At 63.4% G+C, this 19291-nt stretch carries 20 protein-coding genes and 2 riboswitches; of the genes, 9 read left to right on the top strand and 11 right to left on the bottom strand.

Annotated elements, in window-relative coordinates; genetic code table 11:
- Nucleotides 1-29: 29 nt before the first annotated feature.
- Nucleotides 30-932 (bottom strand): acyltransferase, encoded by a 903-nt coding sequence (locus NDJ10_RS01680; RefSeq protein ID WP_296159320.1) that lies wholly within the window; start codon nt 930-932, stop codon nt 30-32.
- Between the two features lie 76 nt (nt 933-1008).
- Here NDJ10_RS01680 and NDJ10_RS01675 point away from each other — a divergent pair, with 76 nt between their 5' ends.
- The 6 genes from NDJ10_RS01675 (at nt 1009) to thiD (ending at nt 5312) form a co-directional block, all read left to right on the top strand.
- Nucleotides 1009-2136, top strand: coding sequence for an oxidoreductase (locus NDJ10_RS01675; RefSeq protein WP_296159319.1), 1128 nt, complete (start codon nt 1009-1011; stop codon nt 2134-2136).
- A gap of 64 nt (nt 2137-2200) precedes the next feature.
- The gene (locus NDJ10_RS01670; protein ID WP_363318679.1) at nt 2201-2362 is read left to right on the top strand and encodes an AbrB/MazE/SpoVT family DNA-binding domain-containing protein; all 162 of its coding nucleotides are present in this window, start codon (nt 2201-2203) and stop codon (nt 2360-2362) included.
- Nucleotides 2363-2421: 59 nt separating this feature from the next.
- The gene (locus NDJ10_RS01665) at nt 2422-2814 is read left to right on the top strand and encodes a type II toxin-antitoxin system death-on-curing family toxin (protein WP_296159317.1); all 393 of its coding nucleotides are present in this window, start codon (nt 2422-2424) and stop codon (nt 2812-2814) included.
- Nucleotides 2815-2858: 44 nt separating this feature from the next.
- Nucleotides 2859-2955, top strand: a riboswitch (TPP riboswitch).
- A 39-nt stretch (nt 2956-2994) separates the two neighbouring features.
- Nucleotides 2995-3825 (top strand): hydroxyethylthiazole kinase, encoded by an 831-nt coding sequence (gene thiM, locus NDJ10_RS01660; protein WP_296159316.1) that lies wholly within the window; start codon nt 2995-2997, stop codon nt 3823-3825.
- A gap of 3 nt (nt 3826-3828) precedes the next feature.
- Nucleotides 3829-4476 carry a thiamine phosphate synthase gene (gene thiE, locus NDJ10_RS01655; RefSeq protein WP_296159315.1) on the top strand — a complete coding sequence of 216 codons (648 nt, stop codon included), beginning with the start codon at nt 3829-3831 and terminating at the stop codon, nt 4474-4476.
- Nucleotides 4473-5312 carry a bifunctional hydroxymethylpyrimidine kinase/phosphomethylpyrimidine kinase gene (gene thiD / locus NDJ10_RS01650; protein WP_296159314.1) on the top strand — a complete coding sequence of 280 codons (840 nt, stop codon included), beginning with the start codon at nt 4473-4475 and terminating at the stop codon, nt 5310-5312. Before thiE ends, thiD begins: the two co-directional genes overlap by 4 nt.
- On the opposite strand, the gene NDJ10_RS01645 is transcribed toward thiD, so the two are convergent.
- The 5 genes from NDJ10_RS01645 to NDJ10_RS01625 are packed head-to-tail and all read right to left on the bottom strand — an operon-like array spanning nt 5309 to nt 9889.
- A complete protein-coding gene (locus NDJ10_RS01645; protein WP_296159313.1) occupies nt 5309-6268 on the bottom strand; it encodes a thiamine phosphate synthase in 960 nt (319 codons plus the stop codon). The genes thiD and NDJ10_RS01645 overlap by 4 nt on opposite strands.
- A gap of 35 nt (nt 6269-6303) precedes the next feature.
- On the bottom strand, nt 6304-7113 hold the full coding sequence (locus NDJ10_RS01640; RefSeq protein ID WP_296159426.1) for a thiazole synthase: 810 nt from the start codon (nt 7111-7113) through the stop codon (nt 6304-6306).
- Nucleotides 7114-7131: 18 nt separating this feature from the next.
- A complete protein-coding gene (thiS, locus tag NDJ10_RS01635) occupies nt 7132-7329 on the bottom strand; it encodes a sulfur carrier protein ThiS (protein WP_296159425.1) in 198 nt (65 codons plus the stop codon).
- An 8-nt stretch (nt 7330-7337) separates the two neighbouring features.
- On the bottom strand, nt 7338-8573 hold the full coding sequence (locus NDJ10_RS01630; protein WP_296159312.1) for an FAD-dependent oxidoreductase: 1236 nt from the start codon (nt 8571-8573) through the stop codon (nt 7338-7340).
- On the bottom strand, nt 8570-9889 hold the full coding sequence (locus NDJ10_RS01625; RefSeq protein ID WP_296159311.1) for a cytosine permease: 1320 nt from the start codon (nt 9887-9889) through the stop codon (nt 8570-8572). Before NDJ10_RS01625 ends, NDJ10_RS01630 begins: the two co-directional genes overlap by 4 nt.
- Nucleotides 9890-9966: 77 nt before the next feature.
- Nucleotides 9967-10076, bottom strand: a riboswitch (TPP riboswitch).
- 123 nt (nt 10077-10199) lie between these two features.
- On the opposite strand from NDJ10_RS01625, the gene NDJ10_RS01620 reads away from it, so the two are divergent.
- Nucleotides 10200-12485, top strand: coding sequence for a YgiQ family radical SAM protein (locus NDJ10_RS01620; protein ID WP_296159310.1), 2286 nt, complete (start codon nt 10200-10202; stop codon nt 12483-12485).
- 54 nt (nt 12486-12539) lie between these two features.
- Here NDJ10_RS01620 and NDJ10_RS01615 read toward each other — a convergent pair whose 3' ends face one another.
- Together NDJ10_RS01615 and ompR are read right to left on the bottom strand one after the other, a co-directional pair.
- The gene (locus tag NDJ10_RS01615; RefSeq protein ID WP_296159309.1) at nt 12540-13874 is read right to left on the bottom strand and encodes an ATP-binding protein; all 1335 of its coding nucleotides are present in this window, start codon (nt 13872-13874) and stop codon (nt 12540-12542) included.
- Nucleotides 13864-14592, bottom strand: coding sequence for a two-component system response regulator OmpR (gene ompR, locus NDJ10_RS01610; protein ID WP_296159308.1), 729 nt, complete (start codon nt 14590-14592; stop codon nt 13864-13866). Before ompR ends, NDJ10_RS01615 begins: the two co-directional genes overlap by 11 nt.
- A gap of 135 nt (nt 14593-14727) precedes the next feature.
- Here ompR and NDJ10_RS01605 point away from each other — a divergent pair, with 135 nt between their 5' ends.
- Entirely contained in the window at nt 14728-15438 is a 711-nt protein-coding gene (locus tag NDJ10_RS01605) for an SIMPL domain-containing protein (protein WP_296159307.1), read from the top strand.
- Between the two features lie 52 nt (nt 15439-15490).
- On the opposite strand, the gene NDJ10_RS01600 is transcribed toward NDJ10_RS01605, so the two are convergent.
- The 3 genes from NDJ10_RS01600 to NDJ10_RS01590 form a co-directional block, all read right to left on the bottom strand.
- Entirely contained in the window at nt 15491-16765 is a 1275-nt protein-coding gene (locus NDJ10_RS01600; RefSeq protein WP_296159306.1) for a HipA domain-containing protein, read from the bottom strand.
- Between the two features lie 8 nt (nt 16766-16773).
- Nucleotides 16774-17106 (bottom strand): helix-turn-helix transcriptional regulator, encoded by a 333-nt coding sequence (locus NDJ10_RS01595; RefSeq protein ID WP_296159305.1) that lies wholly within the window; start codon nt 17104-17106, stop codon nt 16774-16776.
- Between the two features lie 291 nt (nt 17107-17397).
- On the bottom strand, nt 17398-18168 hold the full coding sequence (locus NDJ10_RS01590; protein WP_296159304.1) for a 3-hydroxybutyrate dehydrogenase: 771 nt from the start codon (nt 18166-18168) through the stop codon (nt 17398-17400).
- Nucleotides 18169-18286: 118 nt separating this feature from the next.
- Between NDJ10_RS01590 and NDJ10_RS01585 the strand changes: the two genes are divergently transcribed.
- On the top strand, nt 18287-19198 hold the full coding sequence (locus tag NDJ10_RS01585; RefSeq protein ID WP_296159303.1) for an alpha/beta hydrolase: 912 nt from the start codon (nt 18287-18289) through the stop codon (nt 19196-19198).
- Nucleotides 19199-19291 lie beyond the last annotated feature (93 nt).

Raw genomic sequence — 19291 nt, 5'->3', positions numbered from 1 at the left:
AATATTTTATTAGTGATTGTTAAAGTAATTTATTGGTTTTTATGGGCCTGAAGCCTGTCCAGCAGGGCATCCTTGTCAGTCCACAACTGGTTGATCCAGGCCTGACACAGTTCCCGCCAGGCCTGCGAGAGGTCACCCGCTGCATTGGCGGCAAGCCGTGGCACTGCCAGGGTGCGGGCCTGCACAATCACCCGAGGCACGCGACCCTGCAAAAATTGCCAGAAATTGGGCGTACCATCCGGGTAGGCGATGGTGATGTCGAGCACCGCGCCAAATTTTTCGCCCATGGCATCCAGCGCCAGGCTGATGCCGCCCGCCTTGGGCTTGAGCAGGTGCCGGTAGGGCGACTGCTGGCGTTGCTGTTTGGCGCGGGTGAAGCGGGTGCCCTCGACAAAATTCATCACACTGGTCGGTACCAGCGCGTATTTTTCGCAGGCCGCACGCGTGGTCGCGGCGTCCTTGCCACGCTCTTCGGGGTGCTTTTGCAGAAAAGCTTCGCTGTGCCGACGCATGAACGGGAACTCCAGTGCCCACCAGGCCAGTCCCATGATGGGCACCCAGATCAATTGTTTTTTGAGAAAAAACTTGAGCAGCGGAATACGCCGGTTCAGCACATGCTGCAACACCAGAATATCGACCCATGACTGGTGGTTGCAAATGACCAGGTACCACTGGCGTCGGTCCAGATCCTGAATGCCCGTCACTTGCCATTGCAGCGGCTGCGTCAGCCGCATCCAGGCACTGTTGCCTGCAATCCAGGCTTCGGCAATCTGCAGCAGCAGCGGGTCAATGGCCAGACGCACCCGCCTGAACGGCAGCAGCAGCTTGACGGTGGCGGCGAGCAGCAAAACAGGTACCCAAAACAAAATGTTGAGCAACATCAGTGTGCTGGCAATGGCACCGTTGATCGGCGCTGGCAAAAATTGAAGCATGGCCAAATTGTGCGCGATTTAAGTCTTGGTCACGTGTGGGTCTTCCCCTGGCTGCATTTTCGGTGATGATCCGGGTATGAAACCTGCGCCATCAGCCCCACCTCCTGCCCAATACCCGCCACTGCAAGTTGCCCTGATCGGTTATGGCGGTGCCGGTCGCATCTTTCATGCGCCGCTCATCGCCGGCGTGCCCGGTCTGCAACTGGCCTGCATTGTCACGCGCCAGACGGACGCGGTGCAACGCGACTGGCCGGCCGTGTCCTGCGTGGCTTCCGTCAGCGCTGCCCTGGCTGACCCCGCCATTGATCTGGTGGTGATCGCCACCCCCAACGCCAGCCATTTCGAATTGGCACAAGCTGCGCTGCAAGCGGGCAAACATGTGGTGATGGACAAACCCTGCACCGTGACCCTGACCGAAACTGAAACGCTGCTTGATCTGGCGTGCCAGCAGGGCAGGGTGCTCACGGTATTTCAGAACCGGCGCTTCGACAGTGATTTTCTGGCGCTGCAGCAAGTGATCCAAAGCGGCCAGTTGGGCCGAGTGGTGCAGCTTGATTCGCACTTTGACCGCTACCGCCCCACTGTGCCGACGCGCTGGCGCGAGCAAAACCTGCCCGGCTCCGGCCTCTGGTTCGACCTTGGGCCGCACCTGGTGGACCAGTCGCTGGTCTTGTTTGGCCGGCCGGATGCCCTGCTGCTGGAGCAGGCCAGCGTGCGCGACGACGCCCTGGTGAACGACTGGTTTCATGCCGTGCTGCGTTACGACACCCGGCATGGCAGTCTGCGCGTGATCCTGCATGCCAGCACACTGGTGGCTGAGCCGGGGCCGCGCTGGGTGGTCCATGGCACCCGGGGCAGCTTGACCAAGTTCGGGCTGGACGTGCAGGAAGACGCCCTCAAGACAGGTCAGCGGCCGCAACTGGATGCACTTGATAACTGGGGTCAAGACCCGCAACCGGGTCAATTGCTGCGCATGGAAAACATCCCCGGCGTGACGACCCCGGTGTCGGTGCGCATGGCGGCCCCCAATCCGGCGGGCAACTACCTGGCCTATTACGCCCAGCTGCGCGACCACCTGTGGGGACTGCAGCCCGAGCCCGGTGTGACACCGGCGCAGGTGCATGCGGTGATGCAACTCCTGACGCTGGGCGAACAAAGCGCGGCATCGGGCCGGTTTGTGGTGGTGCCTCCGGCCAAGCCTTGAATGATTGACAGCTTGAATGCCTTTGCTTGGTATTACAAGCGTTATAACTTTTAGGAGATTTTTTATGTACACGCTCAAACTCACACAAATCGGGAACTCGGTGGGCGCGGTTTTCCCCAAAGAATTGTTGGCCCAGCTCAAATTGGAAAAAGGGGACACGTTTTATGTCACAGAGTCACCAGATGGGCTGCGCATAACTCCAAACGACCCGGTCTTCGAGGCTTAAATGCGTTTGGCGCGTGAGGTGATGAAAGAGCGACGCAATGTCTTGCACGAGTTGGCAAAATGAACGCCTGGATCTGGATTGAGCGTGCCGTCATTCTGGCGATTCACGATATGCAACTGGCCGAGCACGGCGGAGGCAGTGGTGTCCGGGATGACAACTTGTTGGAGTCTGCAATGGCACGCCCTATCAATTTGGCGGCTTACGGTAACCCCGATGCAGCCGCTCTGGCCGCTGTCTATGGCTACGGGCTTTCTCGCAATGACGCTTTTATCGATGGCAACAAGCGAACGGGTTTTGTCGCTGCCGAGCTATTTTTGCGGCTCAATGGCTACCAATTGGTGGCTGATGATGCTGACTGTGTACTCACCATGCTCGCCGTCGCTTCGGACGACTTGTCTGAAGACGCCTTTGCTGACTGGTTGCGTGCACATATCGCCAGGCGCACGCCGTAAACCCTGGCCTGCTTGTCCGGGCTTCCCTGTGTATCCGTCATAATTCGCAGCGCTAGAGGTGCCGCCCGGTCGGGTGGCTGAGAAAAACTCTTTGAACCTGATCTGGGTCGTGCCAGCGTAGGAAAGCGTTCACCCCAGGCGTTGCGCTGAACGGCCCCGGATCACTTGCTGGAATCTGTCATGGCCAAGCCACTTTTACCTTCCGATCTCTGGGCCGATGTGCTGGCGGTGCGCGCGCAGCGCCCGCTGGTGCACTCCATCACCAACCTGGTGGTGATGAACTTCAACGCCAATGTGCTGCTGGCCATGGGCGCCTCACCGGTGATGGCGCACGCCCACGAAGAGGTGGCCGACATGGCCGCCATCGCCCAGGCGCTGGTGCTCAACATCGGCACGCTGGAGCCCTACTGGATCAACAGCATGTGCCAGGCGCTGGACGTGGCCTCGGCGCGCGCCATTCCCACCGTGCTCGACCCGGTGGGTGCTGGCGCCACCCCTTATCGGAACGACAGCATTAAGGCTATCCTGCGCCAGGCCATGCCAACGGTCATTCGTGGCAACGCCTCGGAAATCATGAGCGTGGCGGGCATGGCCGCGCAAACGCGTGGTGTGGACAGCAGCGCGGCCGTGGCCGATGCGCTGCAGGGCGCGCGTGCGCTGTCTGAGCGCAGTGGCGGTGTGGTCTGCGTCAGCGGCCCACTCGACCACGTGCTGGATGCCCATGGTCGCCATGCCAGCCTGGCCAACGGCCATGAATGGATGACGCGCATCACCGGCGTGGGTTGCTCGGCCACGGCGTTGGTGGGGGCGTTCTGTGCGGTCCAGCCCGACGCCTGGCGCGCCACCGTCGCGGCCATGGCCTACCTGGGCGTGGTCGGCGAAGTGGCCACCCAGGCGGTGCAGGCACAAGGCCAGGGCGTGGGCAGCTTGCAAATGGCACTGCTCGACCATTTGCAGTTGCTCGACGAGACCACGTTTTTGAGCCGCCTCAAGCTCACCGTCAGCCCATAAACGATGCACCAGGCATTGACCGGGGCGCTGCACCTCTATCTGGTTACCGATCAGGCCAGCCTGCGCGGCCGCACCCTCACCGACGTGCTGCTGTCGGCGGTGCAGGGCGGTGTGAGCTGTGTCCAGTTGCGCGAAAAAGCCCTGGCCACGCGCGACTTTGTGGCACTGGCGCTGACCGTCAGGAACCTGCTGGCCCCGTTGGGCGTGCCCCTGGTCATCAACGACCGCCTGGATGTGGCGCTGGCCTGTGGCGCCCAGGGCGTGCACCTGGGCCAGTCCGACATGCCGGTGGCGCTGGCACGGCAACTGCTGCCGCCCGAGGTGTTCATCGGCCTGTCGGTGGAAAACCTCGACGATGTGGCGCGTGCCGCCGGTCAGCCGGTGGATTACCTGGGCATCAGCCCGGTCTATGCCACGCCCACCAAAACCGATACTGCCCCGCCCTGGGGCCTGGCGGGCGTCCGCCAAGTGCGCGCCTTGACCGCGCTGCCGCTGGTCGCCATTGGCGGCATCCACCACGGCAACGCGGCGGAGCTGCTGCAGGCTGGTGCCGACGGCCTGGCCGTGGTCAGCGCCATCTGTTCAGCGCCGGATCCTGGCCAGGCCGCCCAATCTTTCACAGAAATTTTCAAATCACAAAGGCTCCCATGAACACGGAATGCATTCACCAGTACCCCCGCGTCCTGTCGATCGCCGGCTCGGACAGCGGTGGCGGCGCCGGCATCCAGGCCGACCTCAAAACCTTTGCCGCGCTGGGCTGCTTCGGCATGACGGCCATCACCGCGCTGACCGCCCAAAACACCTGCGGCGTGCGCGCCATCCATGCCGTGCCGCCCGACATGCTGCGCGCCCAGATCGACGCGGTGCTCGAAGACATCGGTGCCGACGCCGTCAAGGTCGGCATGCTGCATTCCCCCGAAATCGTGCGCACCGTGGCGCAGGCCATCGACCGCCACCAGCTCAGCCGCGTGGTGTTCGACCCGGTGATGGTCGCCACCAGCGGCGCCAAGCTGATCGACGACCCGGCCATCGCCGTGCTGGTGGCCGAGTTGTTCCCGCGCGCTGCGCTGATCACGCCCAACCTCGACGAAGCCGCGCTGCTGGTCGGGCGACCGCTGACCAGTGTGCACGACATGGCACAGGCGGCGGCTGAACTGCTGGCGCGCGGCGCCCGCGCCGTGCTGCTCAAGGGCGGGCATCTGGCGGGGGACGTGGTCACCGACCTGCTGCTGCAAGCGTCAGGCGATCCGCTCTGGATGGAAGCCTCGCGCATCGACACCGGCAACACCCACGGCACCGGCTGCACGCTGTCAAGCGCCATTGCGGCGCATCTGGCGCTGGGTGCCACGCTCACGCAAGCCGTGCAACAGGCCCGCGAATTTGTGCGCCACGCGCTGCAGGCCGGGGCCTCGGTCAAAACCGGTCAGGGCGAGGGCCCGCTCAACCACGGTTTTGCACCGCTGCCCATGCAACTGCGCGACCTTTAAAACATGGCCTGCAACGCGGCCACCTGTGCCTCGGGCTGATCGGCGGCTACCAGCGCCCGCACCACCGCCACGGAACCCACGCCGCAGGCCAGCACCTCGGGCAGCCGCGCGGCGTCAATACCGCCAATTGCGACCGTCGGTGTGTCACGCAGCAATGCGGCATACATGGTGAGACGCGCCAGCCCTTGCGGCGGTGTCGCCATGCGCTTGAGCGTGGTGGCATATACAGCCCCCATGGCGATGTAGCTGGGCCGCACGCTTGCCGCGCGCAGCATCTCGGCATAACCGTGGCTGCTCAGTCCCAGGCGCAGACCCGCCGCGCGAATGGCGTTCAGGTCAGCACCGCCCAGCGCCTCAAGGTCTTCCTGCCCCAAATGCACGCCATAGGCGCCGGCCGCGATGGCCGCCTGCCAGTGGTCGTTGATGAACAGCAGCGCGCCCGTGCCTTGCACCGCCTGCACAGCGGCGTGTACCTCACGCATGATGGCGCCTTGGTCGTCCGACTTGAAGCGCAACTGTACCGTCGGCACCCCGGCCCGCGCCATGCGTCCGACCCAGGCCGCATCGGGCAACACCGCGTAAAGCCCCAACCGATGCGGGCAGGGGGCAAAGCTTGCTTGTGGGAGCGGCGCCCTCGCCGCGATGGCGTTTGATTCATGGACCTTGACATTCAAATCAAAATCTTGCGGGTCGGTGGGCCAGGCGCCGGGATCGAATTGGCCGGTACGCCTGGTCTGGCGTTGCCAGGCAGCGGTCAAACAGCGGGCATCGGCATCGATGAAATCGAGTGCGCGACAAGCGGCATAGACCGCTTGCGGGACCAGTCCGGTCACGGTGGTGGGCAGTGCTGCCAGGTAGGTCGGCAGCCGCTCCAGTGCATCGGCTTGCAGTGCCAACGGGCCGTGCTGGCGCACGATCTCATGGGCCAGGGTGTCAAGTTCGTTGAAAGCGTTCATCTGAAACGTGGTGTGGGTGGTGCCTGGTCCGGCGTTCAGGCCTGGTGCCAGAACGGCGTGCCCAGCACCGGCGTGCTGGGTTGTGCGCTGTCGTGCTCGGGCATGACCCCCGACAAAAACGCAGCGCGACCCGCCTGGGTGGCGCTGGCAAAGGCGCCGGCCATGCGCACCGGGTCTTGCGCCAGCGCCACGGCGGTGTTGAGCAGCACGCCGTCAAAGCCCCACTCCATCACTTGGGCAGCGTGCGAGGGCAAACCCAAGCCGGCGTCCACCAGCATGGGCACGTCCAGGCGTTCGCGCAGGGTGCGCAGCGCGTAAGGGTTGAGCGGGCCCTTGCCGGTGCCGATCGGCGCGGCCCACGGCATGATGGCCTGGCAGCCCACATCGACCAGACGCTGGCACAGCACCAGGTCTTCGGTGCAATAGGGCAGCACCTGAAAACCATCCTTGATCAGCCGGCTGGCGGCGTCGACCAGGTTCAGGGTGTCGGGCTGCAGCGTGTAGTCGTCGCCAATCAGTTCCAGCTTGAGCCAGGGCGTGCCAAACACCTCGCGCGCCATCTGCGCCGTGGTAATGACTTCCTGCACGCTGTGGCAACCCGCGGTGTTGGGCAGCACCGGCACCTTCAGCTCGGCCAGCATGGCCCAGAAGGTGTTCGGCGCAGTCTCGGCGGCCTGCAGATTTTGCCGGCGCAGGGACGCGGTCAGCATGGCCGGCTGCGCCAGCCTGACGGCCGCCTGCAGCACGCCGGGCGACGGGTAGCGCGAGGTGCCCAGCAGCAGGCGGCTGGCAAAGGCCTGGCCGTAAAGCACCAGGGTGTCGGCAGTGGTGGTGTCCGGGAACATGTTCATGGTGGTCAATCCTCAGCCCCCGGTCACCGGCGCAATCAGGTCGATCTGATCGGCGTCGTTCAATGGGGTGTGGTGGTATTGGGTATTGGGGATGAATTGCAGGTTGATGGCGGCGGCGAAAGGCGGCTTCAGCTCCAGCTGCGCCACGGCATCGGCCAGCGTGGCGGGGGCTGGCAACTCAAGGGCCTGGCCGTTGATCAGCACCTTGATGCGTGTCGTCATCTTGCAGGCTCCCGGAAGCCGGAATTCATTCGCGGCGAGGGCGCCGCTCCCACAGGGTCACCAGCCGGGGTCAGAGGGATGTCTGGATTTTGTAGGAGGCCCGCCTCGGGCCGAAGGCTGTTGGAATTCATTCGCGGCGAGGGCGCCGCTCCCACAGGGTCAGCCGCCATCACGGCCAGGTCAAACTCAGCGGCCAGTGCCGAATGTCCCTTATCTATCAATTGCAAGACCACATCCAGCATGGCCGGGGCGATCAGGTAGCCGTGGCGGTACAGGCCGTTGACTTGCAGGCAGCGCGCGCCCAGGCGGCGCACCGCCGGCAGGTTGTCGGGCAGGGTGGGGCGGCATTGGGCCACCAGGTCCAGGATGCGTGCCTCGCCAAAGCCGCTGTCCACGGTGTAGGCAGCACTGAGTAACTCCAGCGCCGAGCGCACACTCATCGGCGAGCGGTCTTCAGACTCGATTTCGGTGGCACCCACCAGAAAATAGCCGTCCTGTTTGGGCGCGATGTAGATCGGATAACGCGGGTGAATCAGCCGGGTCGGGCGCGACAGCGTCACGTTCGGGGCGTGCAGGGTAATGATCTCGCCGCGCACACCGCGCACGCCTGGCCATTGGGGTTTTGCGCCCAGGCCACGACAGTCCAGCAGCCAGTCAGGCTGGCCGGCCTGACCCGGTGCAAAGTCGTCCGGGCTGCGCGGGCTGCCCCAGTGCAGGGTGACCTGCAGACGCTGCAATTGCGCCAGCAGGGCATCCATCAGCTGGTGGTTGTCCAGCTGGCCTTCGCCGGGCAGGTACAGGCCCTGTGCAAAACGCGCGCCCATGCCGGGTTCCAGTTGGTCCAGGCCAGCCGCATCCAGCGTTTTTGGCGCGGGCAGGTCAGGCTGTCGTTGGCCGGTGGCGCTCAGCAGGTGTGCAAAGCGCTGTGCATCAGCCGTGTCCTGGCGGTGCCATACCACCAGGGTGCCTTGTTGCTGAAAAAAAACCGGCGTGTCGAGGGCCGCAATCAGCTCGGGCCAGCGTGTCAGGCCATACTGCCCCATGCGCACCACTGGGTCTTCAGCCACCGCCGACTCGGCCAGCGGTGCCAGCATGGCCGCAGCGGCAAAGGCGGCGGCGCGACGGTCCGTGGCCTCGGCGGCTTCATGGACGGTGACGGTGTGCCCGGCGCGCGCCAGCGAACACGCCAGCAGCCGCCCCATCAGGCCGGCGCCCAAAATGACGATGTTCATGCGCGCACCTCCTGCACACGGACAACGCCGGGGCGCGTGAGCCAGGCCAGCACAAAAGTGGCGGCCAGCGTGGGCAGCGCCGCCCCCCACTGCGGCGCCCATTGCGCCAGCGCGTGGTAGCAGCCAATGCCGCCCAGCCACAGCAGCGCCGCTGACCAGTCAACCGCTTTGCCGTGGCTGACCACGGCCCCACCCGACAGCGCCAGTCGGCCCAGAATCACACCGTACAGCGGCACAAACACCGAACTCAGCATCAGCAAAAACGGCTCCAGACTGTGCATCGGCAACACCAGCGCCAGACCGGTGCACAACACCGCCAGGCCCAGGCCCCACTGGCGCACGCTCCAGCCCGGCTTGATGCTGTGGCCCGACACCGCGCCCGAGTACACGTCACCATAAGCGTTGTCCACCTCGTCCACCAGAATCAGCGTCAGGGCCAGCAGGCCGCCCTGCGCCAACAGCAGCGCACTGACCAGGTCGGTGCCCGGGGCGGCCACCGTGACCACCATCACGCCCAGGCCGTAACACCAGATATTGGCCAGCGCATAGCCGAGCCAGGTGCCGCGCAAGGCGCTTTTGCCGGAGGTGCCATAACGCGCATAGTCGGCCACCAGCGGCAGCCACGACACCGGCATCGCCATCACCAGGTCCATGGCCGACAGCATTCCCATGCTGCCGTCGCCCGGGCGCGCCCAGAACGCGGCCAGCCCCAGCGCCTGCACCTGGCCACCAAACTGCCAGGTCAGCCACAGCAGCGAGGCAATCACCAGCGGCAGCGCCACCCGGCTGACAATCTTGCGCACCAGTTGCGTCATCGGGCGCGACAGCAACCACACCAGCACGCCGCCCCACAGCAGCGTGGTCAGCACCCGGCCCCAGGTGCCGTCAAGCCCCAGGCCAAACGATTGCTGGCCAATGGCCGCCGTGCCGTCGCGCATGATGACCAGCTCAAAGGTGGTCCAGCCAATCAGTTGCGCCATGTTCAGCAGCACCGGCAACCTGGCAAAAGCGCTGCCATAGGTGGCATGCATCAGCGCCGCGCTCGACAAGCCGGTCTGGCAGCCCAGCCGCGCGGTCCAGGCCAGCAGGCCGGCGCCAACCAGCGAGCCCAGCACAATCGCAATGGCCGCATCGCGGCTGCCCACGGCCGGCACCAGGTAGGCGCCCACCTGCATCACCAGCAGACCCACGCCCAGGCTGAACCACAGTGAGGCGTGGTTGTGCCAGTTGAAAACCCGCTCGGACGCGGGCACGGCTGACAGTGCCGTGTTCGGCGCGGCGGTCTGGCTGGAATCAGAAGTAGCTGTAGTTGCCATCCGTTTGCTCCATGCAAAAGTTGGCAGGTCGGCGGTATCGACCGGGTTTTGAATCTCGCCAGAGAAGGCTGCGAGCACCGGTTTTTAACCTGCTTCCCTGCGCGAGGATTACCTCAATCAGGTTCAAAGGGACTTTCTCAGTCGTCCTGCCAGCCCCGCTGACAGCACAACACCCCTAGCGAATGCGTCGTGAAACGCAGGCCGGATTCTATCGCCACGCGGGCACAAGTCATGTTGGCAATGACCTTGATGGCAACGTTTAAAGCGCCTAAACCTTACACTCGGCGCCTTCCCCTGATCCTGAGTGCCCATGAACGCCCCTGTTGACGTCTCCTTTTTCCCGCGCGCCGCCAAGCCGCTGTCGAGCTACCGCAAGTTCTGGGCGGCCCGTTTCGGCACGGCGCCGTTTTTGCCGATGAGCCGCGCCGAGATGGAGCAACTGGGCTGGGACAGCTGCGACGTGGTGCTGGTCACGGGTGACGCTTATGTCGATCACCCGAGCTTCGGCATGGCGGTGATTGGCCGCATGCTGGAGGCGCAGGGCTTTCGCGTCGGCATCATCGCCCAACCCGACTGGCAAAGCGCCGAACCCTTCAAGGCGCTGGGCAAACCCAACCTGTTCTGGGGCGTCACGGCGGGCAACATGGACAGCATGATCAACCGCTACACCGCCGACCGCAAGATCCGCACCGACGACGCCTACACCCCCGGCGACATCGGCGGCAAGCGGCCCGACCGCGCGGCCATTGTTTATAGCCAGCGCTGCCGCGAAGCGTTCAAGGACGTGCCCATCATTCTGGGCGGCATCGAAGGCAGCCTGCGCCGCATCGCGCACTACGACTACTGGAGTGACAAGGTGCGTCGCAGCATCGTGGTGGACGCCAAATGCGACCTGCTGCTGTACGGCAACGCCGAGCGCGCGCTGGTAGAAATTGCCCACCGCCTGAGCCGGCGCGAGCCAGTGGAACAGATCACCGATGTGCGCGGCACCGCCTTTGTGCGCCGCACCGACGACGACACCCGCCTGGGCTGGTTCGAACTCGATTCCACCGAAGTCGATGTGCCAGGCCCGGTCGAATCCCACATCAACCCCTACCAGACCACCAGCGAACAGGCAGCCGGGCAGGGCAGCAGCTGCGCCAAGGAAAATGCGACCCCCGTCGAAGAAGGCGTCAAGCCCCTCAGCTTCATGCCCAACCCGGCGCTGCCCCAGCGCAACGGCAAACACACCCTGCCGCCGCGCGAGCGCACCGTCATCCGCCTGCCGAGCTACGAGCAGGTCCGGTCCGACGCCGTGCTGTACGCCCACGCCAACCGCGTGCTGCACCTGGAAACCAACCCCGGCAACGCTCGCGCCCTGGTGCAGGCGCACGGCGAGGGCGCTACCGCACGAGACGTCTGGCTGAACCCGCCGCCCATTCCGCTCACCACCGCCGAGATGGACTTCGTCTTTGGCCTGCCTTACGCGCGCAGCCCGCACCCCAGTTACGCGGATGAGAACGGCAGCCATGACCACGCCACCAAAATCCCGGCCTGGGAAATGATCCGCTTTTCCATCAACATCATGCGCGGCTGCTTTGGCGGCTGCACCTTTTGCTCGATCACCGAGCACGAGGGCCGCATCATCCAGAGCCGCTCCGAAGAATCGATCATCAAGGAAATCGAGGACGTCCGCGACAAGGTCAAGGGCTTCACCGGCACCATCTCCGACCTTGGTGGCCCCACCGCCAACATGTACCGGCTGGGCTGCACAAGCCCCGAGATCGAAGCCGCCTGCCGCAAGCCCAGTTGCGTCTTTCCGGGCATCTGCCAAAACCTGGGCACCGACCACCAGCCGCTCGTCAACATCTACCGCCGCGGCCGCGCCCTCAAAGGCGTTAAGAAGATTTTGATCGGCTCCGGCGTGCGTTACGACCTGGCGGTGCAAAGCCCCGAATACGTCAAGGAACTGGTGCAGCACCACGTGGGCGGCTACCTCAAGATTGCGCCCGAGCACACCGAACAAGGGCCCTTGTCCAAGATGATGAAGCCTGGCATCGGCACCTACGAAAAGTTCAAGACCCTGTTTGACAAGTTCACGCTGGAGGCCGGCAAAAAGCAGTTTTTGATCCCGTACTTCATCGCCGCCCACCCCGGCACCAGCGACGAAGACATGATGAACCTGGCGGTCTGGCTCAAGAAAAACGGCTTCCGCGCCGACCAGGTGCAAACCTTCTACCCCAGCCCCATGGCCACCGCCACCGCCATGTACCACACCGACCTGAACCCGCTCAAGGGCATTCACCGCGATGACCGGGGCGAGCGCGTTGACGTGGTGCGCGGTGAAAAACGCCGCCGCCTGCACAAGGCCTTTTTGCGCTACCACGACCCCAACAACTGGCCCTTGCTGCGCGACGCGCTCAAGGCCATGGGCCGCGCCGACCTGATCGGCAACGGCAAGCACCATCTGATTCCCACGTTCCAGCCCATGACCGACGGCAGCTACACCAGCGCCCGACGCAAAAACTCCACCACCGTGGCAAGCAAAACGCCCAAGCCAGGCCAGCTGCTGACCCAGCACACCGGCCTGCCGCCGCGCGACAAAGGCAATCGCTGACTTTGAGGGAGGCCTGCCTTTGTGGGAGGCCCGCCTCGGGCCGAAGGCTGGCTATTAACCTGCGTCAGCGCGCTGCAGGCGAATGTTGACGCACAGGCCGCCGCTGCTGGCATTGCTGAGTTCCAGCGTGCCGCCCATGTGCGAGACGATTTTTTGCACAATCGACAGCCCCAGTCCGGTGCCGTTGGCGGCAGTACGTGCCGCCTCGCCCCGAAAAAATGGTGTCGTCAATTGCTTGAGCTGGTCAGCGGGCACGCCCAGGCCATGATCGCGAATGCGCAGCAGCACCGTGCTGTCCATCCTGCGGGCTGACACCTCCACCTGCGCCATCCCGGTATCCACCGATTTGCCGTAGCGCGCCGCGTTTTCTATCAAGTTGGTGATCACGCGCTGCAGCTCCACCGCGTCGGCCTGCACCATCAGATTGGGTTCCAGCGCCACATTGAGCTCAAGCTCAGGGCGGCTGCGCAGGTTGCTCAGGCACTGCTCCATCAGCGGGTTCAGTGCCACCGGGCTGAATTTGATCTGGCTTGGCCGGGCGTAATCCAGAAACTTGTTGATGATGGCATCGAGCTGTGCAATGTCATTGACCATGTTCTCGCGGGCCGTGCCATCATTCACGCTGAGCTCGGTTTCCAGCCGCAGGCGCGCCAGTGGTGTGCGCAGGTCGTGCGAAATGCCGGCCAGCATCACGGCGCGTTCTTCTTCGATCTTGGCCAGTTTCTGGGTCATGCTGTTAAAGCCGATATTGACCGCCCGGATCTCGCTGGTGCTCACAGACTCATCGAGCTGGCTGGCTTCAAAATCACCATCGCGCACCCGTTTGGCGGCAAACGACAGGTCTTTCAGCGGGCGGTTGATCAGCCCGGCAATCCAGGCCGCGCCCAGCAGCGACAGTACGGCCGCAGTGGTCAGCCAGACCAGCCAGGTCTTGGCTTCGGGTTTGTCAAAGCGGGACAGATCCGTTTGCAGCCAGAAATGGTCCTTGTTGATGTCAAAACCAATCCACAAACCGTCCACCCCGTTGACGCGTTCCGCCACCGGCGTGTTCGGACCCAGCCGCAACTTCAGTTCTGTTTCGATGTAGCCGTTCAGCTCATCATTTTTCAGCGCCTGAACTTGGTCATTGGGCTCGCGCGGCATGATCACCACATGCTCCTGGTCTTTCATCGTTTTGAACAACGACACCTGGGTAATGCTGTCGGTGTGCATCACCGCGGCACGGCTCAGGTTGACCAGTGAAGCAATTTGCCGCGCGGTCTGGATGGCACGCGGTTCCGATTCGAGTTCGTTCAGGGTTCTGGTCCAGGCGAACACGCTACCCAGCAGCAGCAGCACCAGCAGTACAAAAGTTCGCCAGAACAGGCTCAAGCCGTGTCTAGTTGCCATCGGGGACAAAAACATAGCCGACACCCCACACGGTCTGGATGTACCGCGGCACGGTGGCATCAACCTCCACCAGCTTGCGCAGGCGCGACACCTGCACATCCAGACTGCGGTCGAACGGTTCAAAATCGCGGCCTCTGGCCAGATGCGCCAGTTTTTCACGCGACAAGGGTTGTCGCGGGTGCCGAACCAGCGCCTTGAGCATGGCAAATTCGCCGGTGGTCAGGTTGATTTCCTCATCCCCTTTGCGCAAAATGCGCACCCCCAGGTCGAAACTGAAAGGGCCAAAAGTCACCGTTTCATTGTCCGCCGACGGCGAACCCGGCGCTTCAACCTGCGGTCGCCGGCGCAGGACCGCATGAATGCGGGCCAGCAGTTCGCGCGGATTGAACGGCTTGCCAAGGTAGTCGTCGGCACCCACTTCCAGCCCCACGATGCGGTCAATATCCTCGCCCTTGGCTGTGAGCATGATGATGGGCGTGCGGTCATTGGCAGCGCGCAGGCGCCGGCACACCGACAAACCGTCCTCGCCGGGCATCATCAGGTCGAGCACGATCAGATCGACCGGCTCGCGCAAAAGCACCCGCGTCAGCGCCTTGCCGTCTTCGGCCTGCAGCACATCGAAGCCTTCTTGTGTCAGGTAGCGGCGCAACAGGTCGCGAATACGGGCGTCGTCGTCAACCACCAAAATTTTGTCAACACGGTCAGAATTTGGGGACATACTTCGTTCCAGGGCTATTTGTAACAAACGCGATTTTGCGTGTTTGAAAGCAGGTTTTGTGATTTTTTTGAGCGCGTTGACATGATGTTACAAAATTCTTGCCTGTCATGGGCACCCATTCACCAGGAGTCAAAAATGAAAATTCATAGCCAATGGCTGGCTGCAGGCGTCATGCTCGCCGCATCCCAAGCCGTTTTTTCACAAAACCAGGCACAAGCCCTGCCGACACAACGCGTCAGCCTATCGGCCAGTGCCACGGTCCAGGTGCCGCAGGACGAGCTGACCCTGACCCTGAGCACCCAGCGCGAAGGCAGCAACGCGCCAGAAGTGCAAAACCAGCTCAAGTCCGCACTCGATACCGCGCTGGGCCTGGCCCGGCGCCAGGCCCAAAGCCCCCAGATGAGCGTCAGCACCGGGCGTTTCGGGCTCTCGCCGCGGCACGACCGCAACGGCAAACTGGTCGGCTGGCAAGGCACCGCCGAACTGGTGCTACAGGGCAGCGATTTCGTGCGCATCAGTCAGACCGCGGCGCAACTCCAGACCCTGAGCGTGGCCAGCGTCGTCTTTGGTCTGAGTGCGCAGCAGCGCCAGGACGCGCAGGCACAAGCCCAGAGCCAGGCCATCGCGCAGTTCCAAAAAAGCGCCTTGGAGATTGCCAAAAGCTTCGGCTTTGGCGGCTACACACTCGGTGACATCCAGGTCAACGCCAACCAGCCGGGCCCGGTGCGACCCTACATGATGGCAGCCAGCATCCGGACCACGGCTGACGAGGCATCACCGGTGCCGCTCGAAGCCGGTGTCAGCCAAGTCAACGTCAACGTATCGGGCTCGGTGCAGTTGAAATGATTTGAGTCGCTTGTTACTGCGAGCAAAGCAATGACGGTGGGGCTGATGCTTGTCAGGGGGCCGGGGTCGGGTCCTTGCGGAAGAAGCATTCGGGCAGGATGGCACCCGAGACGTGTTCTATGGAGCGCTCCTCCACTTGGTGCCTTGCGAACAACTCGCGCCAGTCTTTGACCACCTCCACCATCTTGTCGATGATTACCTGAGCCTCCTCAAGCTTGAGGCCAAAGCTGGCGCAGCCCGACAAGAGGTTGTAGACGCTCGCCACGCGGCCATAGCGCCCAGCCTCCAGCGCCAGGTCCCGACGCTCCTGGGACAGGAGCGCAACCGGCACGATGTCGTAGGCAGGTGACAGGCGCCAGCCGCCTGGAGTGCGGAGCATGGCGTGGTTGCGTGGGTGGTCATCGTTATTGGTGACCATGGCGTTGAAGACCATCCGGCGAAATAACTCCATCCTGTCAGCGTCGGGCTTGATGGACCAGCGACGGATTTCGTCGGCCAGCAGCAGGTACGACCAACGGCCACGGCCGGTGTAGCCATCTTCGGCATCCAGCACGGTGAGCCCCGACACCAGTGCATGGCGTGCATAGGCGTTGGCATCCGGATTCCATTCACGGTCAAAGCGCTGCAGCATCAACACGTCTGTCTGGCCAATCGACTCCAGCCGTGTGCCGCACACCTGCAGTCCTGCCGCGCGGGCGAGTTCGAGTGTGGCGTACTCGATGCGTTGCATGTTGTGCTTGTCCTGCTTCTCGGGAAGCTTTGCGAGGTAGATGCGGTGGTTGTCTTCAACCGTGACCTTGGGGCGTGCGCCACCCATGCTGGTGCCGGGCTCCAAGCTTTCCAGCACCTCGAAAGGCAGCTTGCCTGTTTCTTCGAGCTGCTGAGCCGCCCTGGACAAGGCCTGGAGCTGGTGGGTGCGGTTGAATGGCTTGCTCGGGCCCGGTGGCTGTGCCGAGAGGCCAAAGCGCAAGTTGCCTGCCCCGTCATCAGGGCCGTTGAGCAAGTAGTCCATTTCAGACAGGTCTGCCTCTTCGCGCGCAAGACGAGCCTGGATGACGCGGCGGCCCCATGCGTCCGGGCTGGCGTCGCGCAAGGCACTGGGGATGCCCTTGAGCTTGGTGAACAGTATGGGTTTGTCGGTCAGCTTGAGATGGTACGGGTCAAGCTCGACGACGTTTGTTCGCGCCAGATAGCGCTTGCCGTAGGTGAATGTGCCCTGGAATGCGCCAGCACCCACTTGCCGGACTTTCAGCGACGCGCAGGGCACCCATTCGAAGGTGCCTGGCAACTGGGTGTAAACGTAGCAGAGGTTTTCTTTGCCGGTCATGGGATACTTTAAAAGTCGTTGTCCGGAACATGCGCGCGCACACGCTGCGGGCGGGAGGCTGCTTCGAGAATCTTGCCGTGGTCGTCGGTATCTGGGTTGGCGATACCGGCAATGCTGTCCAGGAGTCCGAGTTTCCAGAGCACGCTCATGAATGTTCCCAGGGCGATGCCGGGCTCGCCGCTTTCGATGCGGTACAGGGTGCGCCGCCCAATGCCGCAGGCCTGTGCCAGGTCCTCTGTGCTCATGCGGCGGCGCACGCGCGCAGTGCGCACGCGCTGCCCAAGCTCCTCAAGGTGCCTGAGAACTTCGCGTGGAAGTTGTTCTGTATTTTTTTGAGCCATATATGACCCGTTAAATTATTTATGGGGTCATATTAGATAATAAGCAAACGCTTGTCAAGCCATTAATCAGCTTTGGAAGCGCTGGCAAGCAGCCTTTGCACTAGGGGTCATTCGCGGCGAGGGCGCCGCTCCTACAAAAGCACATCCCTATTCAGTGGCCCTGACTTTGAGGAAGCCCAGCCTCTGTGGTGATCCTGCCTCTGTGGGAGCTCTGCCTCTGTGGGAGCGGCGCCCTCGCCGCGAAGGCTATTGGTATTGAAATTAATTGGAATCTGACCCCAATTATTGCTGCTACTGCGCGGCCCAGCCGCCGTCCATGTTCCAGGCTACGCCGCGCACGTTGTTGCCGGCGGGGGAGCAGAAAAACACGGCCAGCGCGCCCAGTTCTTCGGGGGTGGTGAATTGCATGGACGGCTCTTTTTCGCCCAGCAGCAGCTTTTTGGCGTCATCATTTGACAAGCCCAGTGCGGCGGCCTTGGCATCCACCTGTTTCTGCACCAGCGGCGTCAGCACCCAGCCGGGGCAAATCGCGTTGCAGGTGATGCCGCTGGTGGCGTTTTCCAGCGCGGTCACCTTGGTCAGGCCGACCACGCCGTGCTTGGCCGTGACATAGGCCGATTTTTCTGCTGAAGCCACCAAGCCATGCACCGACGCCACGTTGATGATGCGGCCCCAGCCCGCCGCCTGCATGGCCGGCAGCGCCAGCCGCGTGGCATGGAACGCACTGCTCAGATTGATGGCGATGATGGCGTCCCAGCGCTCGGGCGGAAAGTTTTCGACCCGCGCCACATGCTGGATGCCGGCGTTGTTCACCAGAATGTCAACCCGGCCAAACCGTTCGGCGGCATAGGTCATCATGGCGGCAATTTCATCCGGCTTGCTCATATCGGCGCCGTGGTAGGCCACCTGCACGCCCAGCGCAGCCACCTCGGCCTGGGCGCCTGCCACATCGCCAAAGCCGTTCATGACGATGTTGGCACCCTGGGCCGCCAGTGCTTTGGCAATGCCCAGGCCGATGCCGCTGGTGGACCCGGTGACAAGCGCTGTTTTACCTTTGAGCATGGTGTATTTCTCCGAAAAAAATAATTGAATAGTGCCGCACCAAACGTGATGGCACCGAGTTTGAATTAGGATGCTACACGGTCATTATCCAGCCTCCTTTTAGATTGCAGACATCGCCATGCCGGAACCCACCCTCCAATTTGTCACCTGCCCCGATGCCCAGGGCGGCCACCGCATGGCCTATTGGCAGTGGGGCCAGCCCGACAGCGGCCATGTGGTGTTGTGTGTGCATGGTCTGACACGCCAGGGGCGCGATTTCGACGTGCTGGCGCAAGCCCTGTGCGCGCATGCTGCCAGCACCGGCCACAGCCTGCGTGTGGTCTGCCCGGACGTGGTCGGGCGTGGCAAAAGCGACTGGCTCAAAGACCCCAGCGGCTACCAGATTCCCTGCTACGCGGCCGACATGCTGGCGCTGTTGCAGCAACTGCAACCCGCCACCCTCGACTGGGTCGGCACCAGCATGGGCGGCCTGATCGGCATGGCGGTGGCGGGCCTGCCCAATGCCCCGGCCTTTGCCAAAGTGCGCCGTTTGGTGCTCAACGATGTCGGTCCGGCCATCGAGTGGCAGGCCTTGCAACGCATTGGCCAGTATCTGGGCAACACCGGCGCCTTTGCCACCGAACAGCAGGCCGCTGACGCGATGTGGACCGTTTCCAGCACCTTCGGCCCGCACACACCGGCCGAATGGTTGGCGCTGTGCCGGCCCATGCTCAAACCGCTGGGCGACGGCAGCGGCCGCCTCACGCTGCACTACGACCCGGCACTGGCCCAGCCCTTTGCCGCCGTCACACCCGAATCCGCGGCCCAGGGCGAGGCCTTGTTGTGGCAAGCCTATGACCACATCAGCGCCCCCACGCTGCTGGTTCGTGGCGCCGACTCCGATCTGCTGTCGCGCCAGACCGCGCAGGCCATGACCCAGCGCGGCCCCAGGGCCCAATTGCTCGAATTTGTCGGCGTCGGCCACGCGCCCACGTTTATCGCCGCCGACCAGGTACAAGCCGTGGTCTCATTTTTGCTGGATCACCCATGAAATCCGTGGCCACTGTGGGAGTTGCACTTGTGGGAGCAGGGCTTTGTGGGAGCGGCGCCCTCGCCGCGAATGCCCCCAGGACAGCCTTCGGCC

Origin of the sequence: Rhodoferax sp., from assembly GCF_023700745.1 — a bacterium.
Taxonomy (GTDB): domain Bacteria; phylum Pseudomonadota; class Gammaproteobacteria; order Burkholderiales; family Burkholderiaceae_C; genus Rhodoferax.
Note: the sequence above shows the minus strand (reverse complement) of the source record. Positions and strands in the feature narration are given on the sequence as shown.

What these genes read in the sequence shown, in the direction of transcription:
- NDJ10_RS01615 (WP_296159309.1), bottom strand. Translation starts at nt 13,874, where the DNA reads ATGGCAACTAGACACGGCTTGAGCCTGTTCTGGCGAACTTTTGTACTG.
- NDJ10_RS01665 (WP_296159317.1), top strand. Translation starts at nt 2,422, where the DNA reads ATGAACGCCTGGATCTGGATTGAGCGTGCCGTCATTCTGGCGATTCAC.
- NDJ10_RS01625 (WP_296159311.1), bottom strand. Translation starts at nt 9,889, where the DNA reads ATGGCAACTACAGCTACTTCTGATTCCAGCCAGACCGCCGCGCCGAAC.
- NDJ10_RS01670 (WP_363318679.1), top strand. Translation starts at nt 2,201, where the DNA reads ATGTACACGCTCAAACTCACACAAATCGGGAACTCGGTGGGCGCGGTT.
- NDJ10_RS01645 (WP_296159313.1), bottom strand. Translation starts at nt 6,268, where the DNA reads ATGAACGCTTTCAACGAACTTGACACCCTGGCCCATGAGATCGTGCGC.
- NDJ10_RS01620 (WP_296159310.1), top strand. Translation starts at nt 10,200, where the DNA reads ATGAACGCCCCTGTTGACGTCTCCTTTTTCCCGCGCGCCGCCAAGCCG.
- NDJ10_RS01585 (WP_296159303.1), top strand. Translation starts at nt 18,287, where the DNA reads ATGCCGGAACCCACCCTCCAATTTGTCACCTGCCCCGATGCCCAGGGC.
- NDJ10_RS01675 (WP_296159319.1), top strand. Translation starts at nt 1,009, where the DNA reads ATGAAACCTGCGCCATCAGCCCCACCTCCTGCCCAATACCCGCCACTG.
- NDJ10_RS01600 (WP_296159306.1), bottom strand. Translation starts at nt 16,765, where the DNA reads ATGACCGGCAAAGAAAACCTCTGCTACGTTTACACCCAGTTGCCAGGC.
- NDJ10_RS01630 (WP_296159312.1), bottom strand. Translation starts at nt 8,573, where the DNA reads ATGAACATCGTCATTTTGGGCGCCGGCCTGATGGGGCGGCTGCTGGCG.
- NDJ10_RS01590 (WP_296159304.1), bottom strand. Translation starts at nt 18,168, where the DNA reads ATGCTCAAAGGTAAAACAGCGCTTGTCACCGGGTCCACCAGCGGCATC.
- thiD (WP_296159314.1), top strand. Translation starts at nt 4,473, where the DNA reads ATGAACACGGAATGCATTCACCAGTACCCCCGCGTCCTGTCGATCGCC.
- thiM (WP_296159316.1), top strand. Translation starts at nt 2,995, where the DNA reads ATGGCCAAGCCACTTTTACCTTCCGATCTCTGGGCCGATGTGCTGGCG.
- thiE (WP_296159315.1), top strand. Translation starts at nt 3,829, where the DNA reads ATGCACCAGGCATTGACCGGGGCGCTGCACCTCTATCTGGTTACCGAT.
- NDJ10_RS01595 (WP_296159305.1), bottom strand. Translation starts at nt 17,106, where the DNA reads ATGGCTCAAAAAAATACAGAACAACTTCCACGCGAAGTTCTCAGGCAC.
- ompR (WP_296159308.1), bottom strand. Translation starts at nt 14,592, where the DNA reads ATGTCCCCAAATTCTGACCGTGTTGACAAAATTTTGGTGGTTGACGAC.
- NDJ10_RS01605 (WP_296159307.1), top strand. Translation starts at nt 14,728, where the DNA reads ATGAAAATTCATAGCCAATGGCTGGCTGCAGGCGTCATGCTCGCCGCA.
- NDJ10_RS01680 (WP_296159320.1), bottom strand. Translation starts at nt 932, where the DNA reads ATGCTTCAATTTTTGCCAGCGCCGATCAACGGTGCCATTGCCAGCACA.
- NDJ10_RS01640 (WP_296159426.1), bottom strand. Translation starts at nt 7,113, where the DNA reads ATGTTCCCGGACACCACCACTGCCGACACCCTGGTGCTTTACGGCCAG.